The organism is Vreelandella indica (assembly GCF_037070225.1).
GTDB lineage: Bacteria > Pseudomonadota > Gammaproteobacteria > Pseudomonadales > Halomonadaceae > Vreelandella > Vreelandella arctica.
Genome location: NZ_JBANSO010000005.1, coordinates 14,420 through 27,847 on the forward strand (window position 1 = coordinate 14,420; position 13,428 = coordinate 27,847).

The 13,428-nt window shown below is 49.9% G+C and carries 10 protein-coding genes; 2 read left to right on the forward strand and 8 right to left on the reverse strand.

Features of this window, described 5'->3' with window-relative positions; genetic code table 11:
* Nucleotides 1–45: 45 nt before the first annotated feature.
* The gene (locus tag V8L71_RS04555) at nucleotides 46–954 is read left to right on the forward strand and encodes an AraC family transcriptional regulator (protein WP_336273308.1); all 909 of its coding nucleotides are present in this window, start codon (nucleotides 46–48) and stop codon (nucleotides 952–954) included.
* A 76-nt stretch (nucleotides 955–1,030) separates the two neighbouring features.
* Here V8L71_RS04555 and V8L71_RS04560 read toward each other — a convergent pair whose 3' ends face one another.
* On the reverse strand, nucleotides 1,031–1,531 hold the full coding sequence (locus V8L71_RS04560) for an Lrp/AsnC family transcriptional regulator (protein ID WP_083024437.1): 501 nt from the start codon (nucleotides 1,529–1,531) through the stop codon (nucleotides 1,031–1,033).
* An 88-nt stretch (nucleotides 1,532–1,619) separates the two neighbouring features.
* Between V8L71_RS04560 and V8L71_RS04565 the strand changes: the two genes are divergently transcribed.
* Nucleotides 1,620–2,792, forward strand: a complete 1,173-nt coding sequence (locus tag V8L71_RS04565; RefSeq protein ID WP_336273309.1) for an MFS transporter — start codon at nucleotides 1,620–1,622, stop codon at nucleotides 2,790–2,792.
* A gap of 90 nt (nucleotides 2,793–2,882) precedes the next feature.
* Here V8L71_RS04565 and V8L71_RS04570 read toward each other — a convergent pair whose 3' ends face one another.
* The 7 genes from V8L71_RS04570 to guaA form a co-directional block, all read right to left on the reverse strand.
* Nucleotides 2,883–3,833, reverse strand: coding sequence for a DUF808 domain-containing protein (locus V8L71_RS04570; protein WP_336273310.1), 951 nt, complete (start codon nucleotides 3,831–3,833; stop codon nucleotides 2,883–2,885).
* 69 nt (nucleotides 3,834–3,902) lie between these two features.
* Entirely contained in the window at nucleotides 3,903–4,841 is a 939-nt protein-coding gene (locus V8L71_RS04575; protein ID WP_336273311.1) for a nucleotidyl transferase AbiEii/AbiGii toxin family protein, read from the reverse strand.
* Complete coding sequence (locus V8L71_RS04580; RefSeq protein WP_336273312.1) at nucleotides 4,825–5,643, reverse strand: type IV toxin-antitoxin system AbiEi family antitoxin domain-containing protein; 819 nt, start codon at nucleotides 5,641–5,643, stop codon at nucleotides 4,825–4,827. Before V8L71_RS04580 ends, V8L71_RS04575 begins: the two co-directional genes overlap by 17 nt.
* Before the next feature lie 156 nt (nucleotides 5,644–5,799).
* Nucleotides 5,800–6,933 (reverse strand): Fic family protein, encoded by a 1,134-nt coding sequence (locus tag V8L71_RS04585; protein ID WP_336273313.1) that lies wholly within the window; start codon nucleotides 6,931–6,933, stop codon nucleotides 5,800–5,802.
* A 441-nt stretch (nucleotides 6,934–7,374) separates the two neighbouring features.
* A complete protein-coding gene (locus tag V8L71_RS04590) occupies nucleotides 7,375–10,488 on the reverse strand; it encodes an N-6 DNA methylase (RefSeq protein WP_336273314.1) in 3,114 nt (1,037 codons plus the stop codon).
* A gap of 47 nt (nucleotides 10,489–10,535) precedes the next feature.
* Nucleotides 10,536–11,618 carry a DNA cytosine methyltransferase gene (locus V8L71_RS04595; protein WP_336273315.1) on the reverse strand — a complete coding sequence of 361 codons (1,083 nt, stop codon included), beginning with the start codon at nucleotides 11,616–11,618 and terminating at the stop codon, nucleotides 10,536–10,538.
* Between the two features lie 219 nt (nucleotides 11,619–11,837).
* On the reverse strand, nucleotides 11,838–13,415 hold the full coding sequence (gene guaA / locus V8L71_RS04600; RefSeq protein ID WP_101147941.1) for a glutamine-hydrolyzing GMP synthase: 1,578 nt from the start codon (nucleotides 13,413–13,415) through the stop codon (nucleotides 11,838–11,840).
* Nucleotides 13,416–13,428: the final 13 nt, after the last annotated feature.

Consider the following 13,428-nt stretch of genomic DNA (forward strand, 5'->3'; position numbering starts at 1 on the left):
TGCTTTTCGCTTGCCCCTGCTCTTGGTCTGGCATTCAATGGCACCATGGAAGAACAACTCAACGAACTCCGCCGCCTGGCTGCCCATGCGCAAAACCGCCGTACCGAGACCGGTATTCCCCGGGTGGCGATGGTGCAAGGCGCCATTCCGGAACACGAGCTCGCCGCCGTGTACGACCCCATGGTCAACCTGATACTACAGGGCAGCAAATCCATGACCGTGGGCGAGCATACCCTGCACTACAACCCCGCGACTTATTTTGTGATGTCGGTTGATCTGCCTGCGGCGGGAATTGTACGCAGTAGCGACTCGGGCGACCCCTACCTTGCGGTAAGCCTGACGCTGGACGCCACCCTATTGGCAGGCCTGCTCTCGGAACTGCCTAATGCTGGCAGCAGCGCAGGGCACGCAACGGGGTTTTCCGTAGCAGCCGTGACGCCGGAACTGCTCGATGCCTGGGTGCGCATGTTGCGCTTGATGGAGAAGCCTGCCGACATTGCGGCGCTTGCACCCGCCTACGAGCGCGAGATTCTTTACCGTGTACTCCAGGGGCCGATGGGCTGGATGCTGCGCGACATCGCCACGCCAGACACCACTTTGGCACGGGTACACCAGGTAATTCAGCGACTACGTAACGACTATGCACAGCCCTTAAGAATGGAGGCACTGGCCAAGGAAGCAGCCATGAGCGTCTCTGCGTTCCACCGTCATTTCAAGGCCGTGACGGCGCTCAGCCCCTTGCAGTATCAGAAACAGGTGCGACTACTTAAGGCGCGGACACTACTGATTTTCACTGGTTACAGTGTCACGGAGGCAGCTCACGAAGTGGGATACGAAAGCTCCACGCAGTTTGGCCGGGAATATGCCCGCACTTTCGGCCAGCCCCCAGCGAAAGATGCTGCGCGGATTGTTGCTAATATGAAGCTAGGCTTTCAGGCAAAAAACGACCAATAGCAGTACAAAGAAAAGGAAACGCGAGCATCCCTTCTAGCTCGCCGTCCCTCTTCCATCATGCTATCGAGCGGGCCAGCTAATCTGGCGATGGGCCTCTTTCCAGGAAGGTTGAAAGCGCAATGTAGCTGCGGACAGACCTGACACCTTCAAGGCTCTGAATCTCCATCAGGAAGTCCTCAAGCGATTCGGTGTTAGCCGCACGTACTTTAATGAACACACAGCCATCTCCTGCCACGGTGTGCAGCTCTTCTACTTCGGGTCTGTCAGCAAAGGCCAGTAGCTTGCGCGTGGCGCTGTAGCTACTGGTATCGACCAGCAAGAAAGTCAGCAGCGTTCGGCCAAGCTTGCAGCCGTCGAGAATGGCGACGGTGCCCTTGATGACCCCATCACGCTTAAGCCTTTTTACGCGGTCATGCACAGCGGGGGCGGAGAGGTGCACGATTTTGCTGAGTTCTGCGTAGCTACGCGACGCATCTTCTGCGAGCGCACCTAATATTTTTCGGTCAATTGAATCAAGTTCAGCCGGATGATGCTTTATCTGCCGAATAGCATCTGTTTCTTTATCTGACGGCGCCATTATCGTTTTACCTCCGAATATTATTTTCAATAAAATAAATATAACCGAACCACATTCGATTGAAAATATCATTTACGGAGACACTATTATGCCATTAGCACTTTTCGCGTTGGCGATTGGCGCATTCGGTATCGGAATGACGGAATTCGTCGTCGCTGGCATCCTTCCCCAAATCGCCAGAGATTTCGGCGTCGATATACCCACGTCAGGTTTAATGGCCACCACCTACGCATTAGGCGTGTTCGTGGGTGCGCCCATCCTGACGATTCTAGGCGCCAAGGTGCCACGTAAAACGATGCTAATTAGCCTAGCCCTCATCTTCACGCTAGGTAACATAATCACGGCAGTGGCGCCGACGCTCCCCATCGCGCTGGCGGGCCGTATTTTAACGGCGTTCAACCACGGCACTTTCTTCGGTATGGGCTCCATCATCGCCGCCTCGCTGGTCGCGAAAGACCGTCAAGCAAGTGCCATCGCCTTCATGTTCTCCGGGCTCACGATGGCCAACCTATTCGGCGTTCCTGCTGGCACCTGGCTCGCGCAAGCCTACAGCTGGCGGCTAGTGTTCTGGTTAATCGCCGGGATCGGTCTGATCACCGTCATCAGCATCGCGCTGCTAGTGCCCCCCATCAAAGCGGGCAAGGCCATCGCCTTGAAGAGTGAGCTACGTGCCTTCGCAGACCCACAGGTTCTGCTCGCCATGGGCATTACCGTCTTCGGCCCTGCCGCCTTCTTTACCTCTATTACCTACATCGCCCCAATGATGGTCGAAGAGACAGGGTTTTCCGACACCGGTGTGGCAAAACTGATGGTTCTGTTCGGGCTGGGTCTGGCGGTTGGTAACTGGATAGGCGGTCGCTTTGCTGACCGTTCACTTTTCGGAACGCTGTTTGTAACCCTTGCCGCGCAGGCTGCGGTACTTTTCGTCTTCTGGCTCGGCGTTGGGAACAGCGTTGTGGCCTCGGCCTCTGTCTTCCTCATGGCGGCCTTTGGCTTCGCCACCGTCTCCCCGATCCAGAAACTGGTGATGGACCGTGCCAGCCAAGCAGGCGCACCCACCATGGCAGCGTCGGTGAACATCGGTATGTTCAACCTGGGTAATGCCATCGGGGCATGGGTGGGTGGCGCGACGATTGCCGCCGGGTTCGGTTTGGCCTCTCCAAACTGGGCGGGCGCCATCCTTTCGCTGATCGCTTTAGGCTTGGCCGTCATTGCCTGGGCGAGCGCCGGTCAGCAATATTCAGCGGCGCTGGCAGACTAAGGTCACGAGACATACCCTCCCCTATCTCACAAAAATGCCCGCCTTGATGGCGGGCATTTAGATGCCTGATACTTACTTCTAGGCGCGCACCTACTCGGCATGCGCCTTCTTGGTGGGAATGAGGTGCAGCGCCCCCACAACTACCGAGCCCACCAAAAAGCCAATCACCGCTGAGCACAGCGTATTGAAGCTCCAGCCCAGCGTGCCGCCCAAGGCACCGGTGGCCTCGCTAATGCCTAGCTCAATATGGTGTACCCACGCATAGGGCGCGTTGAACCAACCCGTGCCATCGGCACCTAGATTAACCATCAGGATATGCCCACCCACCCAGAGCATGGCGACAGTGCCCACGACCGAGATGGTCGCCAGCACCTTAGGCATGGCCGTCACCAGACCACGGCCCAGAGTCTGCATTCCCGAACTATCCCGCTGGGCGAGCTTCAGGCCGATATCATCCATCCTGATCAACAGAGCGACCACGCCATACACCAAAATAGTGATGAAAAACGCCACCACCACCAGGCTCGCCAGCTGTGACCAGAACCCCTGATGGGAGACCGTAGCCAGCGCGATCACCATGATTTCAGCCGACAGAATCAGGTCGGTTCGAATGGCACCACTCACGATCTTTTTCTCGGCTTCCGGCCCCTGCTCTACCGCTGGCTTTTCCTCGTCATGCTTGCCGGAAAGCTTGTGCCAGACTTTCTCCGCGCCTTCAAAGGCCAAGTAGGTACCGCCCACCATCAGGATGATTGGCAATAGCGCGGGCAAAAAGTGATTCAGCAGCAGCGCCACCGGCAGAATAAAAATCAGCTTGTTGCGGATAGAGCCCAGCGCGATCTGCTTCACAAGCGACAGTTCACGTGCTGCTGCCACCCCCTGCAAATATTGCGGTGTCACCGCCGTATCATCCACCACCACCCCGGCCGCCTTCGCCGTCGCACGCCCAGCGGCGGCACTCACATCGTCCAGTGATGCTGCGGTCAACTTCGCCAATGCGGCAATGTCATCCAGTAATCCTATCAAGCCGCCTATGGCCATGGATGTTTCCTCCGTGAATAACAGTTGCAGACAGTAAAGCACATAGCGAGGTGGACCGAGCGCCTATCTTCACGCATCAGATGCTATCCGTGCCAAGACCTGCTCAAGTTCATGGCGATCCGCCTGGCGCTTGGCCTTCGAGCGACGGGTAAGGTTGTGCAGCTTTCGCCCTACCCCTGGCAATGCTGCTGCACCCTCTAGATGGATCATTTCAAAATCAGGCTGCTCATCTTCGACGGACCATAGAAAATCACATGACGGCTTATCCAGCATTTTGGATATCCATTGCAGTAACCGTGCTCTGTTCTCCAGCAGTTGCGCCGCTGTCACCGGCTTGGCGGTCATTCCCCTGAAGTGGGCATCGAAGATTGCCTCAAAATCCACCGGCTTCCGAGGAGCCAGAATTTCCCAAGCCGGTTTGGGGCTACACGTCAGATACACCAGAAAGGTTCGCCACAATGATGCATCAGCCCGTTCATCTTCCAGCAGCAAGCCAATGTCGAACAGATCCCTGGGATGTTGACGAGACAAGGCAGCCGCCAATTTTCCAGCGTAGAGATCGGCAAAATCGAGCACCTGTGTTGAAGCAAAGCCGAAGGCTTGTTCGACTTCCGGTTGGACGACCATCGTTCGAACCGGGTGTACTGTGCCACGCATCACCGGGGTTGTTTCGATCTGCACACGTGCACGACCGCGGCTGCAAATCAACCGCGTGATGCCTCCGGTGTTCGCGCCACCCGATGTCTGCACCTGTAATTGCAAAGGACGGGCACGCAATGTCTCCGCCAACTGCTCCAATGCGGTTGAAATAGCCGCCACGCCTGTCTCAAAGTCCTGCACAGGCAGCCAGGTCAGGTCGATATCCACTGACAGCCTGGGGAGATCATGCTCAAACAAGTTGATGGCGGTGCCGCCCTTGAGGGCAAACCGAGTTTCCTTTGCCAGCACCGGCAGGATATCTACCAGCAATTGCACCCGGTCGCTGTAGCGTTTATCCCAACTGCTCATCAAGATCTCCCGGCAGAACAATTTGATACTTGGGATGCAAACGGCCACCACGAACCAGCGATCGCTTACCACGCCCGAGATTCAAATCATTGATCGATAGGTACGAAAACCAGGCGTGCCCATGACGTTCGGCCAGCGCGAGAAAAAGACGCTTAGCCTTGATGCTGTGGCAATGGCGCAACAGCGTTTCAAGCCGCTTTGGACGCAGTGTGGCCATACCCTGCATCAATGCATCAACCTCGTAGACCCCAGCAGCATCAGACGCCTCATTACATAACTCCAGCATGGCCCGCTCCGGTGTAGAGCATACAAGCCCCCCGCTCGGCACCGCTTCACGCCGTTCCAGCCCTTGGTCCAGCAGCGCCTGATCCGTTGTCTCATCAGTAAGCGGAATAACTGGCAGGTCAAAAGGCCCCTTGCCGCAGTAGTCGACCCGCTCCACCAACGGCAACTTGCACACCCACCCCGGCAAACGATCCGATCCATAGAGTGTGATTACTGCGGCTTCGCCCAACCGCAGGTAGTGCTCATGCCCCAGCCAAGCCAACGCAAAGCGCCCACCTATATGCAGCGACAAACCCTCCGTCTGTTGAAGCGTGCGCACCACCCCTTCCCATTGCAGCGAGCCTCCTTTGCGCATGTACACGCCACGCGCCGGGGAGACCAGCCAACCGCTGGCGACATAGCGGGCCAACAAGCTGCTGTAATAGCCGTGCGCTCTTAACCACCGGCTGGAAACCACGCCGGTATCGCTTAGCCCTGCCAACAGGCGGTTTAATTTTCCATCATTTTGATCACTCATAATGACTAAAATACACTTTCCATAAACCAGCACAATGACCAGGGTTTAATAAATACCAAAAAAAGTCACTCAAAGTGACTTTATCAGGAGTTTTATAAACCTCACCAGCAGGAACCTTATTCGCATGCCATGGCATAGCGGCTTGCGTACTCTTCACTACAAGGTGCCATCCACTGTTCGCCCAAGTAACACCGTATAGCGCGTACTGCGCCCACCACCGGGTAGCTTGGAAAGGCAGCCTTTTTCCAGCAGCTCGGCCAAATCCCGCGTGGCGGTGGCTTTACTTACTTTGGCCAACGATTGGTACTTACGCGCATTGATACCCTGCCCAAACTCCTCCCCTGCGGTATCTAATAAGCGGTTCAGCACCTTGATTTGCCGTTCGTTCAGCACGGTGGTCGCATGGCGCTGCCAGAAGGTGGCTTTCATTAGCACACGGTCAATTCTTAACAGCGCCTGCTCAAGCGCCTCTTTCAGCGTATCCAGAAACCATAACAACCACGGCGTAATATCGAGGCTGCCTTTCTGAGCGCCTTCAAGGTGATCATAGTAAGCGTTACGGCGCGCCATAATGGCCGCACTCAAGGAATAGAAGCGCACGGATTGCCGCTCTGCTTGGGCCAGCGCGCGGTCTGTCACCGCGCGCGTAACGCGCCCATTGCCATCATCAAAGGGGTGCAAGGTAATCAACCATAGATGGGTTATGCCAGCGCGAACCAGCCCATCAAGCCCCTGAGGTGGATGGTTGAACCAAGTAATAAAGGCATCCAGCTCAGCTTCCAACTGCCCACGGGGCGGTGCTTCAAAATGAACGGTAGGCCGATCAAGCCGCCCCGACACCACTTGCATGGGGTGGTCGCCACGCAGCTCGCCTACACGTACATTGCCAAGCAAGCCGGGGCCTTGCACAAAAAGCATGGATTGCCATAGGCACAACTGTTCGCGAGAAAGCGGCTCATCCAGCTGATGCGTGGATTGCAGCAATAGCTCAACCAGCGCCTCGGATTCAGGTGTTGTTCTGGCGGAGACACCGGCCTGTTCTAAACCCAACTGGCGTGCAACGGAAGACCTCACAGACCCAACGTCCAGGCGCTCACCTTCGATTTCGCTGGTACGGATAGCGTTCTGGATCAGTGCATCCATCTCCACGTCCAGATCGGCCTGACCGTGGACAGCCTCGGTTTTACCCAACACCCTGCCCTGCAGTAGCCGCACGGCATCTAAGGTAGGCCGCAGCGCGGATTCGTCCCACTCAAAATGCGGCCAATGCTGCTGTTCCCAAATATACATGAGCCGATGCCCCGCCTATTCAGATCATATTATGAGCCGATTATGGGTCATATTCGGCTCATGGGCTAGTCAGGGAGTTTGGTAGGGTAAAGAAGAGTGGGTTAAGCAGTAAAATGCTCGATAGTTGCTCAACCAAGCAGCACTGAATAATGCGCGCTGTACCCACCGCCTCAGATCATGGCGCTGTTCTGGTGGATACACCGGCTTGCTCTAATCCTCACTAACGGGTAAAAGAAGACCTCACAGAGCCTGAGTCGACGTCACTCATCTTAAGTTTCGCTGACAACAATAACATTTGATAATACATTCATTTTCAAATTTAAAGCCAATCTATATGCCAGTTGACCATTTACTTCCTTGTCACTAAGATCGATTTTGACTTCATAATTAAAACTACACCCCAATACTTAAAAATTTAGTCATCAATTCTCATTAAATTAGCTATAGCTTAATTAACTTTTTAACATAAACATCTAGTAAGTTAAGATCTTCTTGTGACAAAACACCTTTACTTGAGGTTATTTTCTTACTCAAGTCTGAAATATTCGACATAACAGTATTACTCTTATCAAATTTTGGAATATTCAGATAATCGGCAACACTTGCTCCCAAACTCAGCTGAGAAGCATATGCAGAAACTGCATTTGAAATTGTTAAAGAGTTCAAAAAACCTGTTAGATAAGCTGCCTCATCTTCACTTTCCACAGGAATAAAATACAACTTATGATCAGGAATAACAATCTTGCTAACACCACCAACTTCATAACTACCGACATATGCAGCTGAAAACTTTTTAGAAACTTCACGCCATAAAACTTTATAAGGAGAAAAAGTGTAGTCTCCCGTACTCCAAAGTGAATAAAAAGAGTGTTTTTTCTGAAATCTTTTATAGCTAGATCGATTTTCAAGATGAGATTTGAACTTCGCAAAGTAGGAAAATGTAAATGGAAAATCGACCGACAGATTTGGGTCTCCATGCATGCCACGCTGAGGTACAATAATTCTTAAACTTTCATCAGGTGAAGCATCAAAGGGTTTGACATTTCTTCCTCGCAAAAGAGGAAAAAGGTGTTCATCTTCAATAAGTGCAGTAATTTTTGGAAGACCTACAGTTTTTCCAATATCCGCAGCATTTTCCACAAGTACTAATGAGTCCTCCTTTTTTTCCAGCTCGTATACCCAAAATATCCCGTTTCGATCTGCAGTCACACCTTTACGAGCCTTATATGATCGTTGGCTACCAGAAAAAATTTTAGAAAATATTAAGTGCTCTTCTTTGGTACCAACAAGCCAAGGCCGACCATTATCACCGCCATGCACAGGTGTAGCTTGTAAATCCTGACATTGTGCAAAAATTTTAAAATCACTCGCCCTTCGTGCTTTTCTTATCTTAGCTAAAGGAGTTTTCCCTGGAGCCCACTTTCGGTACAACACTGGAAAGTCCGTGCTATCACCTTTTTTTACTACTAAAAAACGAGGTAAGTTACTAACTCCATCAAAGGGGCGAATAGAATCATAATCTTCAACGAGGTTTATTTTGCATTCTATTTTTTCAGGACCTACTAAAAACCTCCTAAACCCAGCACTAGAAGGCGTAGTAAACACGGAGCCAGGCAAAAAGAATCCAAGAACGCCCGAATCCTCTAAATAATGATTAATTGCCTGATAAGTAATAACAGTAGATATATCTGATTCAATTCCACCAACCCATCTATCGTTACTAAAAACACCCAGTTCTTTACAATCTTGTTGGATTGTCTTTGTATATTCTGAGGGGAGATTACTCCATTTAATCCAAGGTGGATTCCCACACACATGAGATGCAGGAGGAATTGCACCAGCCACGAATCGATCAGCTATAATAGCACTCCAAATCCCATTCCAACCTTGATCATGAAGAGAAACCAGGTTACAAATAGTAGCTTTAAAAGTCTGAACATCAAGCTCATCTAGTCCAATTTTCTCAAACTCTGACGAGACAGCTTTAAATATCTCTTCGGCTTTTAAGTCTGCATCAACCAACACCCTAACTTTATTAAAAATCTTAAAGAAATCAGAGTGAGATATCAATTTCTCTGGCACAGAGAACTCTTTAGGACCTAACTCAGTTTGCAAAATATAACTATAGCAAGGAAATAGCCCTTCTTTTATTCGGGCCGGCTTAATTGCATCAGCCAGGTAAACCGGCAATCTAACTGGCTGGTTAGAGTTTAAAAATGGCGAAAGAAACACAGCAAGAGAAGCTTTTGAAACAAGTACGGCTAAAGGGTTAAGATCAATACCGTTAAGACCTTTTAAAAGGACAGCTATATCAACCTGGTCTCCATACTTAATTCTCCTACGCCTCAAAGCTTCAAGTATAAAGGTTCCTGACCCACATGTAGGATCTGTTAATGAATCATCTGGCTGCCATTCAAGCAGATTCATACCATGCTCGGCTAGCCAGTCCGGAGTATAAAACTCTCCTAAAGCATGGCGCACTTCACGTGGTATAAACCTTTCATATATACCTTTAAATAAATCACGCGTAGTATTTGGGTTTTTCTTAACGATACTATAATCAACACCAGCTAGCTTCACAACAAGCTTATTTAGAGTTTTCTCGTAAAACTTCCAATTTTCATCATCAAGATACCAAGCAAAAAAATCTCCGCTAAGCATATTTAAAATGCCAGAATGTTCGTATAGCTCTCCGCTTTCCATTATGCGAAGACGATCCAATATTGGCACTGATGAATCTAGGACACTTTGACTTGGCTTTGGGAGAGTGCTAGCAACTACTATCTTTGCAATGATGGCTATATACGTATTTAATGCAAAAAGATATGCAGCAGGGTTTTCTTTATAAATTTGATCATGGGATACTTCTTGGCGAGAAAGAAGCTTTTTCATGTTTTCGGGCTGAAAGCCAACTACTTGACTGAATAACCTTTTCCACTCAGTAAAGAGCATATTAGTTTTAGACGTCTTTTTCGACTTACTAGCATGATTTATACTTTTATACAATTCAGGTATCAAGCTAAAACCATACTCAGATTCAGGGCCAGCTAATACCTGGAGAAGCTGAGGGTGCACAAGAGGCCGGCCGTTTTCGCGCAGCATATCAAGTAACCTTTCAGCAGCATTATTATCAAACTCTACTAGGCGTTCCCAGCTGGGACTTTCACTCTCATAGCGACCAAAGCAAATATGGCATCCATCCCAAATTACTAATGTATATTCTTCTAAACTTCTGCCTTCTTCATCAGAAATTAGCTGAGAGTACTCCTCGGCTTGCTTACAAGCATGTTTAGCTTTTGCATTAAATTTTCCTGAAAAAGATTTAGGTGCTTCATATTCAACAATTACAGCTCCATGAGCTACATCTGCAAACTTAGTTGTTTCTCCACTTTTTTTAAGAGCGCGCTCCAACTGAAAAGGAGTCCAGGGTATACCACTTTGTTCACAAGCCTTCTTAAGATAATTCTCAAGCTCATGTCTTAGCTGCGCTTCATTTTGCGCAGACTCTGATGCAAACAAAACTTCACGAACTAAGGTGGATACACTACTTACCATTTCAGCAACCTCAAAATATTAAAATTATAGATGTCTCTAATATAAAACTAAATAATGCTTAATCCAGCTCCACTAAATAGATGCTTAAATATAATTTCTGATAATAAAGGAGGAACAGCATTACCTATTTGAGTAAATTTAGACTCCGTATCTCCTATCGGCTCAAAGTCTTTATGAAACGTCTGAATACGTGCACATTCTCTCCAAGACAAGCGACGAGGAACTTTTAATATTGGCCTTGAGGGATCGTTCTCTAAATGCTCATATTGGTCAGTAAAATCCCACCTTTGCTTCCAGCCATCTGATAAATTTGACCAAGTTAATTTCATAACTGGACTCGCAGGATGTAATGTTACATGACGCCAATTGGCGACAACTGTGTAGGCTGGGCCATCCCATTTGGCTTTTCTATTTCTTGACATGAAGTACCAAGAAAAATGTCCACTAGGATCATGAGGCCTTTCATAAAATTCTCCTTCTGGCCATAATGGAAGATCCTTTATGGCATCGCCATGAGATGTAAATGGTTTTAAAGCTGGATTTTTCTTTGTCGGTTTACCATGAGTTTCTTTTGGAAAAGCGAAAACTTGCCCGAGGTCTTTTCTAACCCCGACGATAAACAATCTTTTTCTAGATTGCGGAACTCCATATGACCTTGCATTTAGCAGATGATGACTCACCACATAACCAGCTTCTCTGTACGCTTTTTCTTGCTCATCTAAAAAGCTTCCAGCTCCTAACTGTTTCATTCCTGAAACATTTTCCGCCACAAAATACTTCGGACTAATTAAGTTAACTACTCGTAAAAAGTGCTTATAAAGATTTGTACGTTCATCTTTTTTAGGATCTCGATTTCCAGCCATCGAAAAAGATTGACACGGGTAACCACCAACAACTATATCGGCTTTTGGAAATTTTTTTATTTTGGAAATATCTTCACAAACAACTTCTGTATTTTTAAAATATTTCTCTAATGTCCCACAAGCGTCTTTCAAAATATCATTTGAAAAAACTATATTCCCACCAGCTGCTTTGATTCCAAAATCCATACCTCCGCAGCCAGAAAATAAAGATAACACTTTGATATCTTCTGAATCTCTTTCAAAAATGCCATTTAGATTATTTTGCATGCTATCTCTCTCAGAAAAACAATTACGGCAAAGGCATTAAAACCATATAATTTTTAAAAATTGAAATTTTCAATAAACAACCATTTACTTTAGCACCCTGGATTAAATAGAAAATTATAAACAAGAGCGCTCTTTACGTTTTTTGTAAAGAGCGCTTAATTAACTTAAACAAAAAATCTCTTACCGAATTTTAACATTCTGACAATCGGCTATTTACAATCACTCCCACTCAATAGTAGCAGGCGGCTTGCTGCTCACATCATAAGTCACCCGCGAAACCCCTTCCAACTCATTGATAATCCGGTTGGAAACCTTCTCCAGCAGCTCGTAGGGCAGGTGCGCCCAGCGGGCGGTCATGAAGTCGATGGTTTCGACCGCGCGTAGCGCGATGACCCATTCGTAGCGGCGGCCGTCGCCTACTACACCTACGGATTTCACCGGCAGGAACACGGCGAACGCTTGGCTGGTTTTTTCGTACCAGCCAGAGGCGCGCAGCTCTTCTATGAAGATAGCGTCGGCATCGCGGAGGATGTCGGCGTACTCTTTCTTCACTTCACCGAGAATACGCACACCCAGGCCGGGGCCGGGGAACGGGTGGCGGTAGACCATATCGTAGGGCAGGCCGAGTTCCAGGCCGAGTTTGCGCACTTCGTCTTTAAACAGTTCGCGCAGCGGCTCGACCAGCTTGAGCTTCATGGTTTCCGGCAGGCCACCTACGTTGTGGTGGGATTTGATCACGTGCGCTTTGCCGGTTTTAGAGGCGGCGGATTCGATCACGTCCGGGTAGATGGTGCCCTGGGCCAGGAACTCGACGCCGTCGATTTTGCTGGCCTCTTCATCGAACACGTCGATAAAGGTGTTGCCGATGATTTTGCGCTTGGCTTCCGGGTCTTTCTCGCCTTTCAGCTTGCCGAGGAACAGGTCTTCGGCGTCTACGCGGATCACCTTCACGCCCATATGCTTGGCGAAGGTTTCCATGACCTGGTCGCCTTCCGCTTTACGCAGCAGGCCGTTGTCAACGAACACGCAGGTCAGCTGGGTGCCAATGGCTTTGTGCAGCAGCGCGGCCACTACAGAAGAATCTACACCGCCGGAGAGGCCAAGCAGAACATGGCGGTCGCCCACTTGCTCGCGCACGCGCTGTACCTGGTCTTCGATGATTTGTGCGGGCGTCCACAGTTTTTCGGCTTTACAGATATCCAGCACGAAGTGCTCGAGAATGCGCTGGCCCTGCAGGGTGTGGGTCACTTCCGGGTGGAACTGAACGCCGTAAAACTGCTTCTCTTCCCACGCCATGGCGGCAATCGGGCAGCTCGGCGTGGAGGCGGTCACGGTGAACGCGTCGGGGGCTTGAGCGACTTTGTCGCCGTGGCTCATCCATACGTCCAGCAGGGCTTTGCCGCTTTTCGCGTCTACGTGGTCTTTGATGTCTTTGAACAGCGCGTTGTTTTCGTCGATCTGAATCTGCGCGTAGCCGAATTCACGCTGGTTGGAGCCTTCTACCTTACCACCTAGCTGCTCGGCCATGGTCTGCATGCCGTAGCAGATACCAAACACCGGCAGGCCCATTTCAAACACGCACTGCGGCGCACGCGGGGAGTCCAGTTCCGTCACGGATTCCGGGCCACCGGCCATGATAATACCGTTGGGGTTGTACTCGCGGATCTCTTCTTCGGTGATATCAAACGCGCGGACTTCGGAATATACGCCGATCTCGCGAACGCGGCGGGCGATCAGTTGGGTGTACTGCGAGCCGAAGTCGAGAATCAAAATCTTATGGGCGTGAATGTCACTCATGGCGGGGTCTCGG

What these genes read in the sequence shown, in the direction of transcription:
- V8L71_RS04590 (WP_336273314.1), bottom strand. Translation starts at nt 10,488, where the DNA reads ATGGTAAGTAGTGTATCCACCTTAGTTCGTGAAGTTTTGTTTGCATCA.
- V8L71_RS04575 (WP_336273311.1), bottom strand. Translation starts at nt 4,841, where the DNA reads ATGAGCAGTTGGGATAAACGCTACAGCGACCGGGTGCAATTGCTGGTA.
- V8L71_RS04565 (WP_336273309.1), top strand. Translation starts at nt 1,620, where the DNA reads ATGCCATTAGCACTTTTCGCGTTGGCGATTGGCGCATTCGGTATCGGA.
- V8L71_RS04560 (WP_083024437.1), bottom strand. Translation starts at nt 1,531, where the DNA reads ATGGCGCCGTCAGATAAAGAAACAGATGCTATTCGGCAGATAAAGCAT.
- V8L71_RS04555 (WP_336273308.1), top strand. Translation starts at nt 46, where the DNA reads ATGGAAGAACAACTCAACGAACTCCGCCGCCTGGCTGCCCATGCGCAA.
- guaA (WP_101147941.1), bottom strand. Translation starts at nt 13,415, where the DNA reads ATGAGTGACATTCACGCCCATAAGATTTTGATTCTCGACTTCGGCTCG.
- V8L71_RS04585 (WP_336273313.1), bottom strand. Translation starts at nt 6,933, where the DNA reads ATGTATATTTGGGAACAGCAGCATTGGCCGCATTTTGAGTGGGACGAA.
- V8L71_RS04595 (WP_336273315.1), bottom strand. Translation starts at nt 11,618, where the DNA reads ATGCAAAATAATCTAAATGGCATTTTTGAAAGAGATTCAGAAGATATC.
- V8L71_RS04570 (WP_336273310.1), bottom strand. Translation starts at nt 3,833, where the DNA reads ATGGCCATAGGCGGCTTGATAGGATTACTGGATGACATTGCCGCATTG.
- V8L71_RS04580 (WP_336273312.1), bottom strand. Translation starts at nt 5,643, where the DNA reads ATGAGTGATCAAAATGATGGAAAATTAAACCGCCTGTTGGCAGGGCTA.